This is a genomic window from Rhodococcus koreensis, assembly GCF_900105905.1.
GTDB lineage: Bacteria > Actinomycetota > Actinomycetes > Mycobacteriales > Mycobacteriaceae > Rhodococcus_F > Rhodococcus_F koreensis.
The window spans coordinates 3,194,835-3,221,492 of record NZ_FNSV01000005.1; the positions used below are offsets into that span (position 1 = coordinate 3,194,835).

Genomic DNA, 26,658 nt, shown 5'->3' on the forward strand with positions numbered 1-26,658 from the left:
GGTCACGAGCGGTCGGAGAGCACGCGCGAGAGCACCGGCCCGATGACGGCGAGGGACTGCGGCTCGATCATGGCGTTGTGCCCGCAGTCCACGGGCTGCTCGTCGATCCGGCCGGTGACGAGCGGCCGCCATTCGTCCGCCGAGTGCGCAGGGCCGGTCCCGTCCCCGTCGCGGGTGGCGTGGAAGACGAGCAGGTCCCCGTCGTAGGCCCGGGGCACGAAGTGATGCGCGAGCCACCGGGAGTTCTCGTAGCCGGCGGAGATCCGTTCGAGGTCGCGTCCCCGCACGCCGGTCTCGGCGCCGAACGACTCGTCGATCAACCGGGCCGCGTGCTCGTAGGTCATCTCGGCGTCCGGGTCGGCCTGCAGTCCCAGCCCACGCAGGAGTTCCCGGACGTCCAGCCTGCCGGACGGCGGCTCCTCGCCACCCACGGGGTAGCTGTCCATGACGGCCAGGGTGCCGACCTCCTCGCCCGCCGTCTGCAGTTCGACGGCCATGGCGTGCGCGATGACGCCACCGAGCGACCAGCCGAGCAGGTCGTACGGGCCGGTGGGCTGGATGGCCCGCATCTCCTCGATGTAGCGGTGCGCCAGCTGCTCGATCGTCCGGTAGTCGCCGCCGCCGCTGATCGTGGGCAGTTGCAGCCCGTACGCGGGCCGGTCCGGCGGGAGGTACTGCACCAGACCGGCGTACCCCCAGGACAGCCCGATTCCCGGATGCACGCAGAACAGCGGCCTGCCGCCGCCCTGCGCCCGCAGCGGAATCACGACGGCGAGCGCCTCTTCCAGACCGGCGCTCCGGTGCGGAAGGTCGAGTCGGCCTGCGATCCCCGCCGGGGTCGGGTCGAGGAACATCCATTGCAGCGGAACCCGCCGATCCAGTTCGGCCTGCAGTGCGCTGACGATCCGGGTGGCGAGGAGGGAGTTTCCGCCGAGATCGAAGAAGCTGTCGGCGGTGCCCACCCGGTCCACCCCGAGAACCGACGCGAAGACGTCCACGACGATGCGTTCGGTGTCCGTGGCCGGGGCCCGGAACGCGGCGCCGGTCGAACCGAACTCGGGGGCAGGCAACGCCTTCCGGTCGAGCTTGCCCACCGGGGTCATCGGTATCCGATCGAGTACGACCACCGCGGACGGCACCATGTGAGCGGGCAGGCGCTCGGACGCGTAGGTGCGCAGTCCGGCGGGCTCGACCTCCTGTCCGTCCTGAACCCGCACATACGAGGCGAGCACGGTGTCGCCGGACGGGCCGGTGTGACCGACGGTGGCGGCGAACGCCACCGCCGGGTGCCTGCCGAGCACGGCGTCGATCTCCCCGAGTTCGATGCGGAAGCCACGGACCTTGACCTGGAAGTCGCTGCGGCCCAGGTACTCCAGGGTGTGGTCACGTCTCCAGCGCACCACGTCGCCGGTCCGGTACATCCGGCACCCCGGCTCCCCGAAATTGCAGGCCACGAATCGTTCCGAGGTGAGCGCAGGCCGGTCGTGGTACCCGCGCGCCATGCCCGGCCCCCCGATGTACAACTCGCCGGGCACCCCGGCAGGCACGGGCTGCAGCCGCTCGTCGAGAACGAGGAACGCGAATCCCACTGCGGGCGAACCGATGTTCACACCCTCGCCGGGACGCATCGGGGCGCTGACACTCGCCTGGATGGTGGTCTCCGTGGGTCCGTACCCGCTGTGCAGGCTCCGGCCCGGCGCCCACCGCGCGACCACCTCCGGCGGGCACGCCTCGCCCACCAGGTCGAGGACGCGGAGCGAATCGAGTCCGTCGTTGTCGAGCGCCGCCAGCGCGGTCGGGGTGATGGTCGCGTGGGTCACGCGCTCGCGACGGAACAGGTCCGCCAACTCGCTGCCCCCGAGGACGGCGGGCGGCACGATCACAACCTGCGCCGACGCGCTGAACGCCATCATCAGTTCGAACACGGAGGCGTCGAAACTCGGGGACGCCAGTTGCGACACCCGGGACTCGTGGGTGACCTGGAACCGTTCGTGCGTCTCCGCGGTGAAGTCGGCCATCCCCCGGTGGGTGACGGTGACGCCCTTCGGTCGTCCGGTCGACCCCGACGTGTAGATGAGATAGGCCGGGTGCGCGAGGTGCAACGGACTCGTCCGATCCTCGTCGGTGACCGGTGCGGGTGACACCGCTGCCACCTGCGCAGCGGCCTCCTCGTCGTCGAGGATCAGCCACGGGACGGTGTCCGGCAGGTCGCCGCGGCGACTTCTCACGGTGAGGCCGAGTGCGGCCCGGCAATCGGTGAGCATGTAGTCGATGCGCTCGCGCGGATACGTGGGGTCGACGGGCACGAACGCCGCACCGGCCTTGGTGATCGACCAGATCGCGACCACCGACTCGATCGAGCGGGGCATTCCGACGGCCACGAACGTCTCCGGCCCCACCCCACGGCCGCGCAGGACCCGCGCCCACCGATTGGACCACTCGTCGAGTTCGCGGTACCTGACCCGCCGGTCCTCGTAGGACAGGGCCACCGAATCGGGGTCGAATGCGGCGGCAGCGGTGAGCAGGTCGGGCCACAACTGCGCTCGCACGTCCGGCTCGCCGCGGGCAGGCGCCATTGCCTTCAGCTCCGCCTCGTCGAGCAGCGGGAGGTCGCCGACCGGCCGGTCGGGGTTCGCCGTGACGGCGTCGAGGATCCGCACGAACCGGTCGGCGAACCCGCGGACGGTGCCTGCGTCGAAGAGGTCGGTGGCGAAATCGACGGCGCCGGTCATCCCCGCCGGCGCACCGTCCGAGTCGAACTCCTCCGCCAGCAGGAATTCGAGATCCACCTTGACGACGGCGAGCCCGGAGTCGATGCCGCGGACGTCCAGCCCCGGCAGCGTCAGGACCGGTCGCTCGTTGTTCTGAAATTCCAGCGAGACCTGGACGAGCGGCGCGTACGCCGTCGAGCGGGTCGGCCCGACCGCGTCCACCACCCGCTCGAACGGAACGTCGGCATGTGCGAACGCCCCGAGGTCGACATCGCGGCAGTGCGCGGCCAGGGCAGTGAACGACGCGGCCGCGTCCACCCGGGTGCGGAGCGCGAGCGTGCCCACGAACATGCCGATCAGACCGTCGACGGCGGGGTCTCCCCGGCCGGCGATCGGGGTGCCGACGGCGACGTCCGCGGTGCCGCCGAGCCGACTGAGCAACACCGCCAGGGCGGCGTGCACGGTCATGAACTCGGTGGAGCCGAGGCGTCGAGACAGCTCCCGGATGCGTCGATGCAGGTCGGTGTCGACGGAGAAGTGGATGCGCGCACCGCGGAAGGACTGCTGCGACGGCCGATCCCGATCGGTGGGCAGTTCCAGGAGGTCGGGGGTACCCGCCAGCGCGGTCGTCCAGTAGTCGAGCTGCCTCGACAGCAGCGACTCGGGGTCGTCGTCCGAACCGAGCAGTTCCCGCTGCCACAGGGCGTAATCGGCGTACTGCACCGGAAGCGGTGTCCAGTCGGGCGCGCCGCCGGACACGCGGGCGCCGTACGCCGCCATCACGTCGCGCACCAGCGGCCCCATCGAGAACCCGTCCGCCGAGATGTGGTGCACCACCACGGCGAGGGCGTGCTCGGTAGTGCTCAGCGAATACAGCCCGGCCCGCAGCGGAAGCTCCACGGTCACATCGAAACCCGCCGAGACGAGCCGGGACACCTCGTCCCGCAGGTGCTCTTCCGCGACGGGGGCGGGGACCAGCGGGGGCACCGCACCCGCGGCGGGCAGGATCTGCTGAACCGGCCAGTCCCCGCGGACCGGGAACATCGTGCGCAGCGACTCGTGCCGGACGAGGACGTCGGTGAGCGCCGAGTTCAGCGCTCCCACATCGAGATCCCCACTCAGTACCACCACGATCGGGATGTTGTAGGCGGCCGAGGTGGTGTCGAGCTGGTTGACGAACCACATCCGCTGCTGCGCGAACGACAGCGGAATGTCGTCGGGCCGCGTGCGGGCCCCGAGTACCGGGCGGCCGGCCGTCTCCGCCCCGGACTGCTCGATCCGGGCCGCCAGCGCCGCGACCGTGGGCGCCTCGAACAGGTCCCGCACACCACAGTCGGTGCCGAGCAGCGCGCGCAACCGCGCCGTGACCCGGGTGGCGCTCAGGGAGTTGCCGCCGAGGTCGAAGAAATCGGCGTCGGCGCCGACCCGCCCCAGCGCGAGCACGTCCGCGAAGACACCCGCCACCGTTTCCTCGATCGGGCCGGCCGGGACCCGGTAGTGCCCTGCCCCGGACAGCAGGTCGGGCTCCGGCAGCGCCGAGCGGTCCAGCTTGCCGACAGCCGTCAGCGGAATGCGCTCCAGCACCGTGATCGAGGTGGGCACCATGTGCGGCGGCAATCGGTCCGCCACGTGCCGGGTGAGTTCGGCGGTGTCGAGGGAGCCGCCCGACGACGGTACGACGTAGGACACCAGCAGAGTGTCGCCCGCGGGCCCGCGGTGCGCGAGCGTGGCCGCGAATCCGACGTTCGGCTCCGACATCAGCGTGGCGTCGATCTCGCCGAGTTCGATGCGGAAGCCGCGGACCTTGACCTGGAAGTCAGTGCGGCCCACGTACTCGATGCTGTGGTCCGGCGTCCACCGCACGATGTCGCCGGTGCGGTACATCCGCTCACCGGGCCGGAACGGGTCGGCGACGAACCGTTCGGCGGTCAGTGCCTGCCTGCGGTGGTAGCCGCGGGCCAGACCCGCCCCGGCGAGGTACAACTCGCCGGCAACACCGACGGGGACCGGTTGCAGCCGGGTGTCGAGCACCAGTTCCGTCACGCCGCGGATCGGCCCGCCGATGGTGATCGGTTCCCCCGGGACCATCGGTGCGCTGATGTTGGACATGATCGTGGTCTCGGTCGGCCCGTACGCGTTGTACAGGCGGCGGCCGGGCGCCCAGCGGGCGACGAGTTCGGGTGGGCACGCCTCCCCGCCGAACACCAGGTCCGTCAGGTGCGTCAGCCCGGCAGGGTCGAGCGACGCCAGCGCGGCCGTGGTGATGAAGGCGTGGGTGACGTTCCGGTCGGCCAGCAGCCGCGCGAGTTCGTCGCCGCCGAACACGGTGGGCGGCGCGATCACCATCGTCGCGCCGGCGCCGAACGCCTGGAGATACTCGAAGACCGACCCGTCGAAGCTCGGCGTGGAGAAGTGCAGTGTCCGGGATTGCGGTGTCGCACGGAAACGTTCGAGTTGATCGCGGGCGAAATTGTCCAGACCGCGGTGGGTGACCACCACACCCTTCGGCAGGCCCGTGGACCCCGACGTGTAGACGGCGTACGCGGCGGTGTCCAGCGTGACCGGACCGCTCCGGTCGGCTTCGGTCACGGGTGCCCCCGGACGCTCGGCGCATTCGACCGCGAAGCCGGGTTCGTCGAGCAGCAGCCACTGCGCGTCCCCCGGGAGCCGGTCTCGGTGCCCGGTCGTGGTCAGGCCGAGCGTGACTCCGGAATCGACGAGCATGTGGGTGATGCGCTCGTCGGGGTAGTTCGGGTCGATCGGCACGAACGCCGCACCGGTCTTCGCCACCGCCCACACCGACAGCACCGAGTCGAGGGACCGCGGAATCCCGATGGCCACGAACGTTTCCGGGCCCGCCCCGCGTGCGATGAGGGCGCGGGCCAGACGGTTCGACTGCTCGTCCAGCTCACCGTACGTCACGTCGACGTCCTCGTAGGACAGGGCGACCGCGTGCGCGTCGAGCGCGGCGCCCTCCTCGAGGATGTGCGGCAGTGTGCGGGTCGATCCGCCCGGACGGCCGCGGACCGGCACCAGTTCGGCGCGCTCCCGGCCCGTCAGCAGCGACAGTGCGGCCAGCGGCCGGTCCGGACGGGTGCAGGCATCGAGCACCCGGAGCACCCGCCCGGCGACGTCGGCGACGGTGTCTGCGTCGAACACGTCCGGGAGGTACTCGAATTTCAGGTGCAGCCGGGCGTCGACCGACGCCACCAGGCTGAGTGGGTAGTGGGCGGCGTCCCGCGCGTCCACCCCGGTGACGCGCAGGCCTGCGATGTCGGTGTCGGTGGTGAGCCCGGCGCGGTCGACGGGGTACGACTCGAACACGGTCAACGTGTCGAACCCGACCTCCGGCCCCGCCGCGCCCTGAATCTCGGACAGGCCCAGGTAGTGATGATCCAGCAGCGCCGCCTGCTCGGCCTGCACGCGCTCCAGCAGGGCACCCACCGTGTCGTCGGGGCGCAGCCTGATCCGGACGGGCAGGGTGTTGATGAACAGCCCGACCATCGTCTCGATACCCGCCAACTCGGGCGGCCGCCCCGACACGGTGGCACCGAACAGCACGTCGTCGCGGGCGGTCAACGCACCCAGCACGATCCCCCACGCCACCTGGACGAGGGTGTTGACGGTCAGCCCTCGCGAACGCGCGACGTCCCGCAACAGGGCGGTGCGCTCCTCGTCGAGGTCGAACACGAACTCGTCTGAAATCGTGGACAGCCGTCGTCCCGGATCCGAGCGGGCCAGCAACGTCGGGCCCTCCACGCCGGCGAGAGCCCGGGCCCAGACTTCCCGGGAGGCGTCCTGATCGCGGCGGGTCATCCACGCCAGATAGTCGCGGTATGCGCGCACACGGGGTAGCGGCGACGCGTCCCCGTCGGTGGCGTACAGCGTCAGCAACTCCCGGATCAGCAACGGCATCGACCAGCCGTCGAGCAGGATGTGATGGTTCGTCGACACCAGCCGGTACCGGTTCGGCCCGGTCGCGATCAGCATGAACCGGATCAGCGGGGCGCGCGTCATGTCGAACGGGCGCACCCGGTCCTCGGCCAGCAACCTCGTGATCTCGGACTCGGCGGCGTCTACGCCCAGAGCCGTCAGGTCGATCTCGTGCCAGGGCGCCTGCACCCGTCGCCGGATCACGTGTACGGCGTTGCCCTCGGCGTCGCGGAGGAAGCCGGCGCGCAGGTTGTCGTGCCGGGCCAGCAGCGCATCGGCCGCGCGGCGCAGTCGACGCGGATCCACGGCGCCGTCGAGTTGGAGGCTCACCTGCACCAGGTAGGCGTCGAGGGAGTCGTCGGCGAGTTCGGCGTGGAAGAGCATGCCGGACTGCAGCGGCGACAACGGCCATACGTCCGTCAGGTCCGGGCAACGGCTTTCGAGCGACTCGATCGCGTCCTGTCGCAGTGCGACGAGATCGAGGTCCGACGGCGTGAACCCGGTGGCGCCCGACTCCGCGTGGGTTCCGAGGGCGGCGAGGGCCTGCAGCCACAGCTGCGCGAGTTCCTCGATCTCCGCGCGGGTGACGACCTCCGGCGGGTAGGTCCACGTGGAACTCAGCCGGGGGCCGTCGCCCGAGTCGACGGTCATTGCATTGATGTCGACGACGGCCGCGACCGGGACGGCCGGGTTCTCGCGCAGTCGGGGTTCGTCGACCGGCACCCACCCCTCCGCGGTCTCCGTGGCGGTTCCGCCCATTCTGCCGTGGTAGTTGAAGCTGATCTGGGGAGTCGGCAGCGGCGAAAGAGACTGCGCCGTCTCGTCGTTCAGGTACCGGAGAAGCCCGAACCCGATGCCGTGGTCGGGAACGGCGCGGAGTTGCTCCTTCACGGACTTGAGCGCGGCTCCCGCGGACGGACCCGCGGCGAACGCGTCGGCGAGGTCCACCCCGGCGAGATCGAGTCGCACCGGGAAGATCGTGGTGAACCAGCCGATGGTGTGCGCGAGATCGGCGCCGGGCACCACCTGCTCTTCACGACCGTGGCCTTCGAGCCCGACCAGCGCGCCGGGAAGGTCGATGCCGCGGTGTCGCCGCCATCGCGTCAGCGCCATCGTCAGCGCGGTCAGCAGGGCATCGGCGACGCTGCCGTGGAACGCCCGCGCCACGGTCGTCGACAAAGTCTCGGTCAGCGAGGCAGGAACACGCACCGCGAGGTCCGCGGCGGTGGCGGCGGTGTCCGACGCGGTCAACGGACGCGACCCCAGCAACGGGTCGGGTGCGTCCAGCATCGCGCGCCACACGTCGAGTTCGGCGGCGCGCCGGGGCTCACGCGCGGCGTCGGCGAGCCCGTGCGCCCACCTGCGCATCGACGTCCCCTGCCGCTCCAGCGCCGGTGGGCTGCCGGACTGCAGTTGCGCGCACGCCGCAGCGAGGTCGGGGATCAGGATCCGCCAGGACACCCCATCCATCGCCAGGTGATGCGCGACGATCAGCACGCGCCCCGGCCGTTCGGCCTCGTCGAACCAGACCGCCTGTATCATCACGCCCGACTCCGGGTCGAGCCGATCGAGAGCGCTGTCGAATTCGGCGCCGATCTCGTCCGCCCGGCCCCGGCGCAGCACGGTCGCCGCCCGCACCGACCCTTCCCCCTGTACCTCCATCGACCATCCCGGTTGGGTGCTGGACGTGCGGTACAACCGCGCCCGCAGGACATCGTGCCTGTCCAGCACGGCCTGCAGGGCCTGCGTCAGGGTGCCTTCGGTCATCGTCGCCGGGAGCGTGAACAGCACGGACTGCGCGTAACGGCGGAAATCCCCGCCCCTGGCAAGCATCCACCGCACGATCGGCGTCAGCACGATCTCGCCGATCCCGCCCCCGGGCAATTCGTCGAGAACCACCGCCTCGTCGTCCGTGCCGGCCGTCGCGGCAAGCCCGGCAACGGTTTTGCGCTCGAACACGTCCCGCGGCGAGATCAGTACCCCCGCAGCCTTGGCGCGGGTAACCAGCTGGATCGACATGATCGAGTCGCCACCGAGGGCGAAGAACGAGTCGTCGACACCGAGGGCGAAGAACGAGTCGTCGACACCCACCGAGTCGAGGCCCAGGACCTCCGCGAACAGGCCGGCAAGGATCCGTTCGGTCTCGGTGACCGGTCCGCGACCCGCGGTCACTCGCTGCCCGAAGTCCGGTTCGGGCAGCGCTTTCCGATCGAGTTTGCCATTCACCGTCAGCGGCATTGCATCGAGCACCATCACTGCGGCCGGCACCATGTGCGAGGCCAATCGCTCCGCGACCGCGTCGACGATCAGGGCCGCGTCGATCACGACGCCGGCCTCCGGCACCACGTACCCCACCAACCGGTCGCCGCGCGCCGTCACCGCCGCCTGCGCCACCCCCTCGATCGCGAGCAGGGCCGACTCCACCTCCCCGAGTTCGATCCGATAGCCCTTCACCTGCACCTGGAGGTCGTTGCGGCCGAGGTACTCGAGTTGTCCGTGCGCGTTCCACCTGCCCAGATCGCCGGACCGGTACATCCGGGCCCCGGGCACGAACGGGTCGGGAACGAATCGGCCGGACGTGAGGGCGGGCCTGCCGAGGTAGCCGCGCGAGACCTGCGCCCCGGAGACGTACATCTCCCCCGCCACTCCCGGCGGCACCGGGTGGAGCCGTCCGTCGAGCACGTACACGTGCAGTCCGGGCACACCCCGGCCGATCACAGACCCGGACGCGTCCCCGACGAGGTCCCGGTCGATCGGCAGGTGGGTGACGTGCACGGTCGTTTCCGTGATGCCGTACATGTTCGCCAGGACCGGCGCGGTGTCTCCCCGGCGGGCGTACCAGCGCCGCAGTTGCCCGAAGTCGAGGGCCTCCCCGCCGAAGATCATGTACCGCAGCGACAGCGCGGGACCGCCGGCGAGGCGATCCGCCTCCGCCAATTGGTAGAAGGCGGTGGGAGTTTGATTGACGACCGTGACATGTTCTTCGCGCAGAAGTTCGAGAAACATCTCGGGTGAGCGCGCCGTGAAGTAGTCCACCAGCACCAGCCGGCCGCCGTGGGCAAGTGCCCCCCACATCTCCCACACCGAGAAGTCGAATGCGGCGGAATGGAACATGGTCCACACATCGGCCGGTCCGAATCCGAACAGCGTCTGCGTGTTTGCCACCAGCGTGACGACGTTGCGGTGCGAGACCTGCACGCCCTTCGGCTGCCCGGTGGAACCGGAGGTGTAGATCACGTAAGCCACGGAGTCCAGATGCAGCGGAGTGCGGCGGTCGTCGTCGGTCACCGGAAGGGGCGACAGCTGCTGCAGTGCAGTCACGGTCGCGGGGTCGTCCACGACGACCACCGGCACCCCGGAGTCTCGGAAGGTCTCGGCGTCCGCGGTGGTGGTGAGCACACACTTCGGCCGGGCGTCGCCGAGCAGGAAGGCCAACCGCTCGGCAGGAGAGGTCACATCCACCGGGAGGTAGCCCGCGCCCGCCTTCACCACCGCCACCAGCGCCACGACGAGGTCGATCGACCGCGTCATCCCCACCGCCACCAGTGTTTCCGCGCCCGCTCCCCGCGCCACCAGCAGTCGGGCGAGCCGGTTGGCCCGCTCGTCGAGTTCCCGGTACGTCACCGACGAGCCTTCGCAGCGCACCGCGACGGCCTCGCCGTCGGACGCCACCGCCCGATCGAACAGATCGACCAGTGACAGCGGTGCGACGTCGGTCCCCGGCCGATACGCGGCGGCGAGCACGAGTTCGCGTTCGGGCGCATCCAGGATGTCGACGTCCCCGACGGGCGCGGCCGGGTCGGTGGTCACGGCCTCGATCACCCGCACGAAGCGCTCCGCGAAACCCTCCACCGACGCACGATCGAAGACGTCCGTCGCGTAGCGGACACCGGCGCTGATCCCGACGGGCACGCCCTGCTCGTCGACGCGCTCCACCAGGCTCACCTGCAGATCGAATTTCGCGACGTCCAGATCGACGTCGAGCGACCGGGCGGTCAGCCCGGGCAGTTCCAGGTGTGTGCGGGTGGCGTTCTGGAATTCGAGCAACACCTGGAAGAGCGGTGAGTGCGCGGTGGACCGCTCGGGTGCAAGTTCGTCGACCAGCCGCTCGAAGGGCAGGTCTGCGTGCTCGAACGCACCGAGGTCCACCGACCGCACGTCGGTGAGCAACTCGGCGAACGACGTTCCCGCGGGTACCGGGGTGCGGAGTACCAGCGTGTTGACGAACATCCCCACGACGTCGTCGAGTGCGGCGTGGCCGCGGCCCGCGATCGGGGTACCCACCACCACGTCTTCCGATCCCGACACCCTCGTCAGCAGCACGGCCAAGGCCGCGTGCACCACCATGAACAGCGTCGAATTGCTCCGGTGTGCAAGGTCGGCCAGGGTCTGGTGGACGTCCGGTGGGATGTCGAACGGAACGACGGCCCCGACCTGGGACCGCTGCGCGGGTCGTGGCCGGTCCAGTGGTAGCGGCAGCACGTCCGGGATGCCCGACAACGTCCGGGTCCAATAGTCGAGCAGGCCGGACAGCATCGAATCGGGCTGCTTGTCGGTGCCCAGAGTCTCGCGCTGCCACAGGCTGTAGTCGGCGTACTGCACGGGCAGCGGCACCCAGCCGGGTGCCTGCTGCTGCGCGCGTGCCGTGTAGGCGAGCATCACGTCCCGCGCCAGGGGGGCCATCGAGAAGCCGTCGGCCGCGATGTGGTGCACGACGAGGGCGAGAACGTGCTGCTCGGGCGCGACTCGCAACAGCCGCACGCGAAGCGGAAGGTCCTCGGTGACATCGAATCCCACGCCGAAGAGCGCGGCGAGGGAGTCCCGGAGCGCACCTTCGGAAACCGGGATCGGATCGAGGTCGGGGGTGACGAGTGCGGAATAGGCGATCATCTGCCGGGGTCCGTCCGCGGAACCGGGAAACACGGTGCGCAGCGATTCGTGTCGCTCCAGGACGTCGCCGAGTGCCGCTTGCAGTGCACCCAGATCGAGCGCCCCGTCCAGTTGCAGCGCGACCGGGATGTTGTAGGCCGCCGAGGCGGTGTCGAACTGGTTGACGAACCACATCCGTTGCTGCGCGAGGGACAGCGGAATCCGCTCGGGCCGCGGCCTCGCGGTGAGCGCCGGAGAGACGGAACTCGTCATCATCTCCGAGTCGATCCGGACGGCGAGATCGGACACCACGGGTGCGTCGAACAGCGCCGCGACACCGACGTCGGTGTCCAGCGCGCTGTTGATGCGCCCCACCGCCCGGGTGGCACTGAGCGAATCTCCGCCGAGGTCGAGGAAGCTGTCGTCGGCGCCGACGCGGTCGATTCCGAGGACGGCGGCGAAGGCCGACGCGACCGCCTCCTCCGCGGGTGTCGTCGGCGCGCGGTATCCGCGGGTGGTCGTGCCGAAGTCGGGTGTCGGCAACGCCTTCCGATCGAGTTTGCCGTTCACCGTCACCGGCAACTCCGGCAACACCACCACCACCGACGGCACCATGAACCCCGGCAACACCGTCGCCGCCGACTCCCGCACCACCCACTCGTCCACCACCATGCCGACCACCGGCACCACATACCCCGCCAGATACTCCCCCGCCGCACCGTCCCCGCGCAGCACCACCACCGCCTGCGCCACCTCCACCCGGCGCAGCAACACCGCCTCGACCTCACCCAGCTCGACCCGCTGACCCCGCAACTTCACCTGAAAATCCGTACGCCCCAGATACTCCAACTCCCCCGACCGCAACCACCGAACCCGATCGCCCGTCCGATACAAGCGAGCACCTGCACCGAAGGGGTTCGCCACGAACCGATCCGCCGTCAACTCCGCCCGCCCCGCATACCCCCGCGCCAACTGCACACCCCCGAGATACAACTCCCCCGCCACCCCCACCGGCACCGGCCGCAACCGCCCATCCAACACGAACGTCTGCGTATTCCACACCGGCACCCCGATCGGCACCACCACCCGATCCGCCCCCGTGACCTCGTGGAACGTCACATCCACCGCAGCCTCCGTCGGGCCGTACAAGTTGTGCAGCTCCGCCCCGCTCACCCCGCGCAACCGTGCCGCCGTCGCCGACGGCAACGCCTCACCGCTGGTGAACACCCGGCGCAACGCGCCGCACCCCTCCACGTTCGCGCCCGCAAGGAACACCTCGAGCATCGACGGCACGAAATGCACCGTCGTGACCGACTCCTCGCGGATCACCCGTTCGAGGTACGCCGGATCACGATGCCCGTCCGGGGCGGCGATCACCAACCGCGCCCCACACAGCAACGGCCAGAACAACTCCCACACCGACACATCGAACGTCACCGGCGTCTTCTGCAACACCACATCATCGGATTGCAACGGATACCGATCCTGCATCCACAACAACCGATTCACAATCCCCCCATGCGGAACCGACACCCCCTTCGGCCGACCCGTCGACCCCGACGTGAACATCACATACCCCGGATGACCCGGCAACAACCGCGACCGCTCGCCCACCCCCACCGGACCCGCCGGCAACCCCGACACATCCAGCGTGTCCACCGCCACCACCCGAACCGACCCCGCGAACACCCCCACATCCGCCGCCGTCGTCAACACCACCACCGGAGCAACCGTGCCCACCACATACCCGACCCGCTCCGAAGGCTGATCCGGATCGATCGGCACATACGCCCCACCCGCCACCAGCACCGCATAAATCCCCACCACCATGTCCACCGAACGCCGCACCGCCACACCCACCGACGACTCCGGACCCACCCCCTCCCCGATCAACCACCGCGCCAACCGATGCACCCGCGCAGCAAACTCCCCATACGACAACACCCCACCCTCGAACACCACCGCCGGAGCACCCGGAGACCGCACCACCTGCGCCTCGAACAACTCCACAACAGTGGTAGCCGGCACCACATGCGACGTCGCATTCCACGCCCCGACCACCAACCCCCGCTCCCCCGCCCCCAGAACCTCCACATCCCCCACCACGGTGCCCGGATCACCAGCGATCGTCTCGAGAATCCGGACCAGGCGGTCGGCGAGCGGGGCGACGGTGGCCCGGTCGAGGATCGCCGGTTGGTAGCGCAGACTCAGTCGCAGTCTCGGTTCGACGATCGTCAGCAGCGTGACCGGGTAGTGCGTGGCGTCGCGGGCATCGAGACCGGTCACCCGCACACCGCCGATGTCGGTGTTCTCGTCCAGTCCGGACGTGTCGATCGGGTACGACTCGAACACCGACAGCGTGTCGAACAGGTTGCCCAGGCCCACCCGCGACTGGATGTCGCCGAGGCCGAGGTGATGGTGGTCGAGCAGGGACATCTGCTCGTCCTGCAGGCGGGCGAGCAGTCCCGCGACGGTCTCGTCCGGGTCCACCCGCACTCGCACCGGCACCGTGTTGATGAACAGGCCCAGCATGGTCTCGACACCGGACAGTTGCGGCGGACGACCGGACACGGTGGCGCCGAAGATCACGTCTTCGCGGGAGACCAACCGGGACAACAGCACACCCCACGCCGCCTGGATCACCGTATTCATGGTGACGCCGACGCCTGCGGCTGTGGCGGCGAGTCCGTCGAGAATCCCGGCGGGCAGGTCGACGTCGAGTTCGTGGGGCACACCGTAGAGCGCCGCGGACGCGTGCGGCGCGACCAGCGTCGGCTCCTCGACACCGTCGAGTGCTCGTTCCCAGGCCCGGGCCGACGCTTCCGCGTCCCGGTTCGCCAGCCATTCCAGGTACGTGCGGTACGAGGGCGGCTCCGGTAGTCCGGCGGGGTCGCGGTCGGCGGCATACCGGACCAGCAGTTCCCGCACCAGCAACGGCATCGACCAGCCGTCGAGAATGATGTGGTGGTTCGTGATCGAGAGGACGAATCTGTTTGGTGCGGTGTGGAACAGCGTCAGCCGGAGCAGGGGCGGCCGGGCGAGATCGAATCGAGCACTGCGGTCCTCGTCGAGCAGTCGCGCGAGTTCCGTCTCAGTCCCGGCAGTGGTGAGATCGACCTCCCGCCACGGCACCTCCACTGCGTCGAGAACGACCTGCGCGGGTACCCCGTCGTCGTACACGAACGCGGTCCGCAGATTCGCGTGGCGAGCCAACAGAGCGGCGGCGGCCGCACGGAGGCGCGCCGCGTCGACCTCGCCTTCGAAGTCGATCCGCAGTTGCGCCGTGTAGACGTCCATCGACTCCGCGGCCAGCGAGGCATGGAACAGCAACCCCGACTGCAGCGGAGACAGCGACCACACGTCCTGCAGTGCCGGGAACCGCTGCTCCCAGCGTTCGATCTGCTTCTGGTTCGCCGGCACCAGCGGAAGGTCGGACGGTGTCAGCCCGCCCGCATCGGGTCGTGCCGTGTGCGCGGCCAGACCCTCCAGTGCACGGCGCCACAGATCCGCGAACGCTGCGACCTCGGTCTCGTGGAGGACGCCGGCCGGGAACGCGAACGACGCCCGTAGCCGGGGCCCCTCGGGGGTGTCGGAGACGAAGGCGTTGATGTCGATCACGGATTCGACGGGCATGTCGGGGTTCCTGGTGCCGCCGAGTGTGCTCTCCACCGGCAGCCAGTCCTCGCCTCCGCCGGTGACGGTCACCCGGCCCAGGTAGTTGAAACCGACTTGCGGAGAACGGAATCGGCGGAGTGTCTCCGACGTCTCGTCGTCCAGGTAGCGCAGCAGTCCGAAGCCGATGCCGTGGTCCGGGATCGCGAGCAACTGTTCCTTGACGGTCTTGACCGCCTGCTCCGCCGCGGCGCCGCCTGCCAGGGCGTCGTCGACATCGATTCCGGTGAGATCCAACCGCGCCGGATACACGGTGGTGAACCACCCGACGGTGCGGGAGAGGTCCGCGCCCGGGACGATCTGCTCCTCGCGGCCGTGGCCCTCGAGGGTGAGCAGGGTGTCCGGCACGGCGGCGCCGCGTTCCCGTCGCCAGGCGATCAGTGCCAGGGCGACCGCGGTGAGCAACCCGTCGCCCACAGTCCCGTGGAATGCGTCCGGCAGCGTGGTGAGCAGGGCGTCGGTCACCGCCGACGGCACGTCGGCCGTGACGGTGCCGACCGTCGCGGCGACGTCGATCGCGGGATCCAGGGGGCGCGAACCGATCAGCGGATCGGGGCCGTCGAGGATCTTCTCCCACGACGCGAGTTCGCCCGTCCGGGTCCGCACGGCGTCGGCCAGTCCGTGCAACCAGCGCCGCATCGACGTTCCGACTGCCGGCAACGCCGGTGTGAGACCGGCCTGGAGTCGGCCGGCGGCCGACGCGAGGTCCGCCACGAGAATCCGCCAGGAGACACCGTCGACCACGAGGTGGTGCACCACGACGAGCAGTCGCCCGACGTCGTCCGGGACGTCGAACCAGACCACCCGCACCATGCGGGCGGCGGCCGGGTCCAGGTGGTCGGCCGCGGCATCGAGTTCGGCGCCGGCGAGTGCGGTGAAGTCTTCGCCCCGCACCGCGTCGACTGGCACCCGGCGGACGTCCGCCCGTACCGAACCCGCAGGCAGCACGTCCATGCCGTCCGCGGACACCCGCGCCCGGAGCATGTCGTGCCGGTCCAGTACCGCCTCGACGGCGCCGACGAGCACCTCGTGAGTGAGACCGGCGGGGGCCGCCAGCAGCAGCGCCTGCGAGAACCGGTCGAGCCGTCCGCCGCTGCGCTCGAACATCCACCGCGCGACGGGTGTCAGCGGCAGGGGGCCGACGCCACCGCCCGGCAACTCGCCGAGAGCGACCGTGCCGTCGCGGTCGAATCGAGCGGCAGCGGCGAGGCCGGTGACGGTTCGGTGGTCGAATACGTCTCGGGGAGAGAGGATCACACCGGCCGCCCGGGCTCGGGCCACCAACTGGATGGACAGGATGCTGTCGCCGCCGAGGGAGAAGAACGAATCGTCCCCGCCGACCGAATCGAGTCCGAGCACGTCCTCGAACAGTCCGGCGAGAAGTTCCTCGGTCTCGGTCTGCGGCGGCCGGCTTCCGGATCCGGTGAAGTCGGGTGCCGGAAGCGCTGTGCGGTCGAGTTTTCCGTGGACCGTCAGAGGAAGGGAGTCGAGTACCACCAGCGCGGCCGGGACCATGTACGACGCCAACCGGCCGGCGACGAAGTCGAGGACTACCCGCGAATCGATCGTCGCACCGGATTCGGGCACCACGTACCCGATCAGCCGGTCGCCTCCGCCGTCGGCGTTCCACACGCTCGCCGCCGCGTGGGCGACGGAGTCGTGGGTGAGCAGCGCCGACTCGACTTCGCCGAGTTCGATCCGGAAGCCCCGGATCTTCACCTGGGTATCGGTCCGCCCGAGGTACTCCAACTGGCCGTCGGGAAGCCAGCGCGCCCGGTCCCCGGTGCGATACATCCGGCTTCCCGGTGGCCCGAACGGATCGGCGACGAAACGTTCGGCGGTCAGCGGGAACCGCCGGCGGTATCCGCGCGCGAGGGCTGGACCTGCGAGATACAACTCGCCCGCGACACCGGCAGGCACCGGGTGCAGTCGTGAGTCCAGCACGGTCTCGGCGAAACCGCGGGTGGGTGTGCCGATGGTGACCGGTTCGCCCGGCACCAGTTGGTCGCTGATACTCGACACGACCGTCGTCTCGGTCGGCCCGTACGCGTTGAACATGCGCCTGCCCGGCGCCCACCGGGCGACCAGTTCGGGCGGACAGGCCTCCCCGCCCGTCACGACGCACCCGAGGGCGGTCAGACCCGCGGGGTCGACCGACGCGAGCGCCGCCGGAGTGACGAAGCAGTGCGTGACCCGCTCGGATTCCAGCAACTGCGCCAATTCGGCGCCCCCGTAGACGGACGGCGGTGCGATCACCATCGTCGCTGCCGCGCCGACCGCCAGCAGTAGTTCGAGGACGGACGCATCGAAACTCGGTGATGCGAAGTGCAGGGTCCGGGATTCGGGCGTCGTGCCGAACGTCTCCCTCTCCTGGGCCGCGAAGGCGGCGAGACCGCGGTGGGTCGTGATCACGCCCTTGGGTATGCCGGTCGACCCCGACGTGTAGATGAGGTACGCCGGATTGTCGGCCCGGATGGGCGCGATCCGGTCGTCGTCGGTGATCGCCGGCGCCGGATAGTGCGACAGATCGTCGCCGACATCCGGGTCGTCCAGCACCAGCCACGGCACGACGTCGGGCAGTACGCCACGTTGCGCGGATCCCGTCAGCCCGCACACGGCACCGGAGTCGGTGAGCATGTACTCGATCCGCGCCGGCGGGTGGTTCGGGTCCACGGGGAGGAAGGCCGCCCCCGACTTCGCGATCGCCCAGACGGCCGCCACCGATTCGACGGACCGCGGCACGCACAGTGCGACCACCGACTCGGGTCCGATGCCGCGCTCGATCAGCATGCGAGCCAAGCGGTTCGAACGCCGGTCGAGTTCTGCGTACCGAACCGAACTCCCGGCGAAGATCAGCGCCGTGGCCTCCGGATCGTGCGCGACCGCGTCGGCCATCAGGTCCGGCAGCGTCCGCGGCGCGACCGCCGCACCACCCGGCACCGGGGTGAGCAGGGCACGCTCCAGGGATCCAAGGATGTCGATGTCGCCGACCCGGGCGCCGGGGTCGGCCGTGACCGCCGCGAGGATACGCACGAGTCGTTCCGCGAATCCGATCGCCGTGTCCTCGTCGAAGAGGTCGGTCGCGTAGCCGAGACCCGCGGCGATGCCTGCCGGGTTGCCGTTCTCGTCGAACTTCTCGGCCAGGGTCCACTGCAGATCGAAGTTGGCGGTGTCGATCTCGAAGTCGATGTTCCGGACCTGCAGATCCGGCAATTCCAGCGTGGGGCGCTCGATGTCCTGGAACTCGAGCATCACCTGGAACAGCGGCGCGTACGCCGTCACCCGGGACGGGCTCAGGACCTCCACCACCCGCTCGAACGGAACCTCCGCGTGCGTGAAGGCACCCAGATCGGTTTCCCTGACACGGCCGAGGAACTCGGCGAAGGTAGCGCCGCCGTCGACGTGGGTACGCAGGACGAGGGTGTTGACGAACATGCCGACCACGTCGTCGAGTTCGCGTTCGCCGCGACCGGCGATCGGCGTCCCGACGGCGATGTCGTCCGCGCCGCTCACGCGTGCCAGCACGACCGCCAGCGCGGCATGCAACGTCATGAACACCGTGGTGGTCTGTTCCCGCGCCAACCTCACGACGCCCGCATGAATGTCCGGGTCGATCAGGAATTCGACGTGGCCACCGCGAAGTGACCGGACGGCGGGCCGGGGACGGTCGGTGGGCAACTCCAGCAGTTCGGGCAGGTCCGACAGCGTCGTGGTCCAGTAGGCGAGCTGCCGCGAAATGGGCGACTTGCCATCGGATTCCGATCCCAGCCACTCCCGCTGCCACAGCGCGTAGTCGGCGTACTGCACGTCCAGGGGCGCCCAGTCCGGGGCAGAACCGTTCGCTCGGGACGCGTACGCGACCATGACGTCCCGGGCCAGCGGTGCCATCGAGAAGCCGTCGGCGGCGATGTGATGCACCACCACCGCGAGCACGTGCACGTTCTCGTCGAGCCGGAACAGTCGCGCGCGCAGCGGCACCTGCGTGGTGACGTCGAATCCGGCGGACAGCAGTGTCAGCGATAGTTCGCGGAGGTCCGCTTCACTCGACACAGTAACCGGTGTGAGGTCGGGCACCGCACTCGCCGCGGGCAGGATCACCTGGCGGGGGCCGTCGTCGGTGAGGGGGAAGACAGTGCGCACGGCCTCGTGCCGTTCGATGACGTCGGCGACCGCCGCCTGCAGCGCGGGCACGTCGAGCCGGCCCTCGAGTCTCAGCGCGAACGCGACGTTGTAGGCGGAGGAGGAGGTGTCGAACTGATTGATGAACCACATGCGCTGCTGGGCCGGCGACACGGGAACTTCCGCGGTGCCCTCCCTCGGTTTCAGCGGGGGGCGGGCCTCGAGCCCTTCCTGCGACTCGGCCAGCAGCGCCAGACCCGCGACGGTGGGGGCGTCGAACACGTCGCGCAGTCCGATCCGGTCCCCGACGACCGCATTGATCCGGGCCACCAACCGGGTGGCGATCAGCGAGTTCCCGCCGAGGTCGAAGAAGCTGTCGTGCGCGCCCACCCTGTCGAGTCCGAGCAGATCGGCGCAGACGGCGGCCACGATCTCTTCGATCGGGGTTCGGGGGGCCACGAAACCGGCAGTCGGGCTGCCGAAGTCGGGTGTCGGCAACGCCTTCCGATCGAGTTTGCCGTTCACCGTCACCGGCAACTCCGGCAACACCACCACCACCGACGGCACCATGAACCCCGGCAACACCGTCGCCGCCGACTCCCGCACCACCCACTCGTCCACCACCATGCCGACCACCGGCACCACATACCCCGCCAGATACTCCCCCGCCGCACCGTCCCCGCGCAGCACCACCACCGCCTGCGCCACCTCCACCCGGCGCAGCAACACCGCCTCGACCTCACCCAGCTCGACCCGCTGACCCCGCAACTTCACCTGAAAATCCGTACGCCCCAGATACTCCAACTCCCCCGACCGCAACCACCGAACCCGATCGCCCGTCCGATACAAGCGCGTACCTCGCTCATCCCCAAACCCGAAGGGGTTCGCCACGAACCGATCCGCCGTCAACTCCGCCCGCCCCGCATACCCCCGCGCCAACTGCACACCCCCGAGATACAACTCCCCCGCCACCCCCACCGGCACCGGCCGCAACCGCCCATCCAACACGAACGTCTGCGTATTCCACACCGGCACCCCGATCGGCACCACCACCCGATCCGCCCCCGTGACCTCGTGGAACGTCACATCCACCGCAGCCTCCGTCGGGCCGTACAAGTTGTGGATGCGGGCCTCGGGGATCAGTGCCCGCATCCTCGACGCCGTCGGCGCGGGCAGCGCCTCACCCGAGGCGAACACCTGCCGCAGGCTCGTGCAGCGCGCCGCGGCCGGCTCGGCGGTGAACACCGCCAGCATGGAGGGAACGAAATGCACTGTGGTCACGTGGTGTTCGACGATCAGTCCGGAAAGATATGCCGGATCACGGTGACCGTCCGGGGCGGCGATCACCAACCGAGCCCCACACAGCAACGGCCAGAACAACTCCCACACCGACACATCGAACGTCACCGGCGTCTTCTGCAACACCACATCATCGGATTGCAACGGATACCGATCCTGCATCCACAACAACCGATTCACAATCCCCCCATGCGGAACCGACACCCCCTTCGGCCGACCCGTCGACCCCGACGTGAACATCACATACCCCGGATGACCCGGCCGCAGCCGCGACAACCGCTCGCCCACCCCCACCGGACCCGCCGGCAACCCCGACACATCCAGCGTGTCCACCGCCACCACCCGAACCGACCCCGCGAACACCCCCACATCCGCCGCCGTCGTCAACACCACCACCGGAGCAACTGTGCCCACCACATACCCGACCCGCTCCGAAGGCTGATCCGGATCGATCGGCACATACGCCCCACCCGCCACCAGCACCGCATAAATCCCCACCACCATGTCCACCGAACGCCGCACCGCCACACCCACCGACGACTCCGGACCCACCCCCTCCCCGATCAACCACCGCGCCAACCGATGCACCCGCGCAGCAAACTCCCCATACGACAACACCCCACCCTCGAACACCACCGCCGGAGCACCCGGAGACCGCACCACCTGCGCCTCGAACAACTCCACAACAGTGGTAGCCGGCACCACATGCGACGTCGCATTCCACGCCCCGACCACCAACCCCCGCTCCCCCGCCCCCAGAACCTCCACATCCCCCACCACGGTGCCCGGATCACCAGCGATCGTCTCGAGAATCCGGACGAACCGCTCCCCGAACCCCACCACCGTCGCCCGGTCGAACACGTCGGATGCGAACGTGAACGAAGCGTCGATGCCCGCTGCGGTCCCCGTCGCGTCGTACTTCTCGGTGAGCGTCAACTGCAGGTCGAACTTGGAGACACCGGGTTCGACGTCGACGGTTTCCACCGTCAGTCCCGGCAGGGTCACGTGGACCGGGGCGGTGTTCTGGAACTCGAGCAAGATCTGGAACAGCGGTGAGTACGCGGTCGAGCGGGTCGGCGCGACCGCGTCCACCACACTCTCGAAAGGCACGTCCGCGTGTCCGAACGCCGCCAGATCCGCCTCCCGCACCCGGGACAGCACGTCGGCGAACGCCGCTGCGGGGTCGACGGCTGTGCGCAGGACCAGGGTGTTGACGAGCATCCCCACGACGTCGTCGAGTGCTTCTTCGCCACGCCCGGCGATCGGCGTCCCGATCGCGACGTCTCCGGACCCGCTCAACCGGGCCGTCAGCACCGCGAGCGCCGCGTGCGTCACCATGAACATCGTCGAATCGTGTTGCCGCGCCAGGGCGAGAAGCGCCCGGTGGTCGTCCTCGGGCACGGTGAACCGGACGGTCCCGCCGCGGAGCGCCCTGTCGGTGGGCCTCGGTCGATCCAATGGAAGGTCGATCGCGGCGGGCAGACCGGACAGCGTCTGCTTCCAGTACGCCCCTTGCGCCGACATCACACTGCCGGGATTGTCTTCGCTGCCGAGGGCCGCCCTCTGCCAGAGGCTGTAGTCGGCGTACTGCACCGGCAGTGGTCGCCAGTCCGGCGGCTGTTGCTGCACCCGCGCCGAGTACGCGACCATCAGATCGCGGGCGAGCGGAGCCAGCGACGCTCCGTCCGCCGAGATGTGGTGCACCACGAGCACGAGAACGTGGTCGTTCCGGCCGGCGCGGAACAGGGCGCCCCGCACGGGCACGTCGGTGCTCACGTCGAATCCCCGCGCGGTCAACTCGGCCATTCGCGCACGCAACGCCGCCTCGTCCTCGACGGTTCTCGGCTCCAGATCCGGAATCATCTCGCCCAGCGGCTGAATCACCTGATGCGGTCCGTCGACCGACGCCGGATACACGGTGCGCAGCGATTCGTGTCGTTCGAGGATGTCCCCGACCGCGGTTCGGAGCGCGTCCACGTCGAGGGTTCCGTTGAGGCGCAGCGCCATCGGGATGTTGTAGGCGGGCGAGGAGGTGTCGTACTGATTGACGAACCACAGGCGTTGCTGGGCAAGCGAGAGAGGGATCCGGTCGGGGCGCTGCTGCGCGACGAGGTCCGGGCGGCCGGAGGGCCGCGCGTGCGCACTCCCGATGCGTTCCGCCAATGCCTCCACCGTCGGCGCCTCGAACAGAGTCCGCACCACGAGTTCGACGCCGAGTGCGGCATTCACACGTGCGACGACCCTCGTCGCGACGAGCGAATTCCCGCCGAGGTCGAAGAAGCTGTCGTCGAGGCCGATTCGCTCCACGCCGAGGACGTCCGCGAACACCCGCGCCACCGCCTGCTCCTCCGGGGTGGCAGGAGCGCGGAATTCGGCGGTCGTGGACAGGAATTCCGGCGCGGGCAATGCCGCACGATCGAGCTTTCCGCCCGGGGTCAAAGGGAACTCGTCCAGTATCACGATCGCCGCAGGCACCATGTACGTCGGCAGTCGCCGTGCGGCGTGGTCCGTCAACTCGGTCGCTGTGAGCCGCTGCCCGGCGGCGGACAGCACGTACGACACGAGCACCGTGTCTCCGGACGGTGCCGTGCGCTGCATCGTCACCGCGGTCCGCACGTGTGGATGGGTGTGGAGGATCGTGTCGATCTCGCCGAGTTCGATGCGGAAGCCGCGCACCTTCACCTGGAAATCGCTGCGGCCCAAGTACTCCAGCGTGCGGTCGGGCCGCCACCGCACCACGTCGCCGGTGCGGTACATCCGGTCGCCGGGGTCGCCGAACGGGTCGGCCACGAACCGTTCCGCCGTGAGCGCCGACCTGCCGTGGTAGCCGCGGGCGAGGGCGTCGCCGGCGATGTACAACTCTCCGGCCACGCCGACGGGCACCGGTGTCAGCCGTTCGTCGAGCACGACCTCGCGGAAACCGCGGAGCGGGCCGCCCAGCGTGACGGCGCCGTCCGCGGACAGCGGCGCGCTGATGTTCGACATGACGGTGGCCTCGGTGGGCCCGTACGCATTGGACAGCCGGCGGCCGGGCGCCCACCGCTGCACCAGTTCCGGGGAGCACGCCTCGCCGCCGAACACCACGTCCCGGAAGTCGGAGAGTCCGTCCGGCTCGATGGTGCCGAGCGACGCGGTGGTGACGAATCCGTGAGTGACCCTCTCCGACTGCAGGAACCGGGACAGTTCCTCGCCGCCGTAGATCGCGGGCGGCACGATCACCATGGTCGCCGCGGCGGCGAACACGTGCAGGTACTCGGAGACGGACGCGTCGAAACTCGGTGTGGAGAAGTGCAAAATCCGGGAGGCCTGCGTCGCACCGGATCGGGTGCGTTGCTCGGCCGCGAAGTTGTCCAGGCCGCTGTGGGTGACCACGACCCCCTTGGGCTTGCCCGTCGAACCGGACGTGTAGATCACGTAGGCCGGATTCTCCGGGCGGAGGGGCCGAACCCGGTCGGCGTCGGTGACGGCCGAGGCCGGCCGACTCGCACAGTGCGACCGGAACGCGTCCTCGTCGAGCACCAGCAACGGCACCGATCCTGCTAGCCGGGACCGCACGGCCGACACCGTCACACAAAGCGCGGCGCCCGAATCGTGGAGCATGTGCTCGATCCGTTCGGCCGGATAGTTCGGGTCGGCGGGCAGGAACGCCGCACCCGACTTGGCAACCGCCAGCATCGACAGCACCGACTCGATCGAGCGGGTCATGCCCAGCGCCACGACGTTCTCCGGCCCGATTCCGTGTTCGATCAGGACGCGGGCCAGTTGGTTGGAGCGCTCGTCCAATTCCCGGTACGTCACGTCGATTCCGAGATACGAGAGCGCGGCACCGGTGGGGTTGGCTTCGGCTGCCGCCGAGAACAATTCGGGTAGCGTGCACCCCGGCCGTCCGGGCGAGCCGGGCACCGGGACGAGGGTGGCGTGTTCGGTGTCGGACAGGATGTCGATGTCGCCGACGACGGAATCGGGGTCGCCGGTGGCCGCCTGCAGGATTCGGCTCAATCGTTCGCCGAGTCGACGAACAGTGCCGGGGTCGAACAGATCGGTGGCGAACGCGAGGGTCACCGTGATGCCGGTCGGGATGCCGTCGGCGTCGAACGTCTCCGCCGCGGTCACCCGGAGGTCGAATCTGCCGATCACGGCCGTTTCGGCCGCGTCCCCGCCGTCGAACAGCACCTGGACGATCGGCGAGTATGCGGGCGACTCGCGGACCGTGAGCGCCCGGACCACCTGCTCGAACGGGACGTCGGGGTGGTCGAACGCCTCCCGGTCGACGTCGCGAACGTGACGGAGGTGCTGCGTGAAGGTCGCGTCCGGTTCGGCGCGGGTCCGGAGAACGACGAGGTTCTGCCCCCGGTCCAGTGTGGCCGTCGTTCCGACCGCGACCTCCGACGCACCGGAGAGCCGGCTCAGCAGCACGGCCGCGGCCGCGTGCAGAACGGTGAACGCGGTGGTGCCGTGTTCGTCTGCCAGTGCCCGCACCCCGCGGTGGGTCCGGGCTCCGATCGGGACGTCGACGCGGTCGGTGTTCCCGGACTGCGCGGGCGGCCGGGCCCGATCGGACGGCAGGTTCAGCACTTCGGGCATCCCCGACAGCCGATCGGTCCAGTACGCGAGGTGGTGCGCCTCGCGGCGCCGCCGCTCGCCTTCGCGAGCGGTCGCCTCGTGAACGGTCGCGAGCCGGGCCTGTGGATCCGCCGAGACGAATTCTTCCAGCAGTTCGACGAAGTACCGGTGGTGCCGGCGCAGCGCCGCATCCTCGTACCGGTTCGGGTTGGCCCGGAAATCGACGAAGATCTCCGCCGGCGTCCCGCTCGGATACACGTTGACCAGGAGGTCTTCCACCGGGCCCGAGGTGACGATGTGGTATTCGCCGACCAGGGGGCCGAGCACCACCTCCTGGTGGAACAGCATGACGTTGACCATGGGTCCGTGCAGTTCCGCGACACCGCCCGCGCCGACGTCGCGGCGGATGTCCTCGACGCTGCACCGCTGATGCCGCAACGCGCCCATCAGCTCTCGCCTGACCTGCGACACGAGTTCCGCGACCGTTGCGCTCTCGTCGACGGTGATCGGCAGCGGTGCGACGCTGACCGTCATCCCGCCGGAATTGCGCAGCAGCGACGTGGTCCGCCCGGACATCGGAACGTTCACGAGGACTTCGGTTTTCGCCGTGGCCCGCGACAGGTAGCAGGCGAAGGCCGCGATGATCGTCACGGCCGCCGCGGCGGTCGCCTGGCTGTCGGAACTCTGGATGCCGGACGCGGCCGCCTCGGACAGCAGCACGCTCTCGACCGTGCTCCTGGCGAGTGCGGGTGCGGGCGCGTCGGCCAACGTCGACCCGCCGATTCCCTCGACTCGCTCGGCCCAGTACTCCCGATCGGCCACGAAGCGATCGGACGCCCGGTAGAGGGCGTCGACGTCGTACAGTGCGCGCAGCGTCGCGGCGCGGCTCGGATCCGGTTCACGACCCGCGACCGTGGCCGAATACCGGTGCGCGATGCGGTTGATCAGCGTCATGGCACCGTAGCCGTCGAGCGCGACGTGGTGAATGCGGCTGTACCACAGGTAATGCGCCTCGCCCACGCACAGGATCGACGTCTCGAACAGCCGATCGGCGTCGAGATCGAGTGGGGCCTGGTAGTCCCGGTCCATCCATTCGTGCGCGGCGGCGACCGGGTCGTCGTCGCCGCGAAAGTCGACGAACTCGATGGACGTGTCGGTGGTGTGGTCGACGTACTGCATCGGCCTGCCGTCGACCTCGACGACCTTGAGGAACGGCGACTGGAACTCGCGGGCAACCACGATGGTCTCGCGTCGCAGCAGGTCGATGTCGAGGTTGCCGTGCAACTCCACGTAGTGCGCCACCGAGATGGGCACCGCCGGGTCGAGTTGCTGCGCGAACCACGTGGCACGCTGCGCCGCGGACAGCGGGAATGCGTCCGCGTCCGAATTCTGTGTAGCCGGCTTCCGCGTGTCTGGGGCCTTCACGGTGGGTCCTCCCCGTACGGTATCCCCGACCGTCGACGTCGTGAGCGCGTCCGGATCCTGACTCGCG

At 69.7% G+C, this 26,658-nt stretch carries 1 protein-coding gene; it reads right to left on the minus strand.

The genetic code is table 11. The features are described from left to right. Nucleotides 1-2: 2 nt before the first annotated feature. Nucleotides 3-26,591: a non-ribosomal peptide synthetase gene (locus BLV94_RS19285; protein ID WP_074933778.1), complete on the minus strand. Its 26,589-nt coding sequence runs from the start codon at nucleotides 26,589-26,591 to the stop codon at nucleotides 3-5. Between the last annotated feature and the right edge of the window lie 67 nt (nucleotides 26,592-26,658).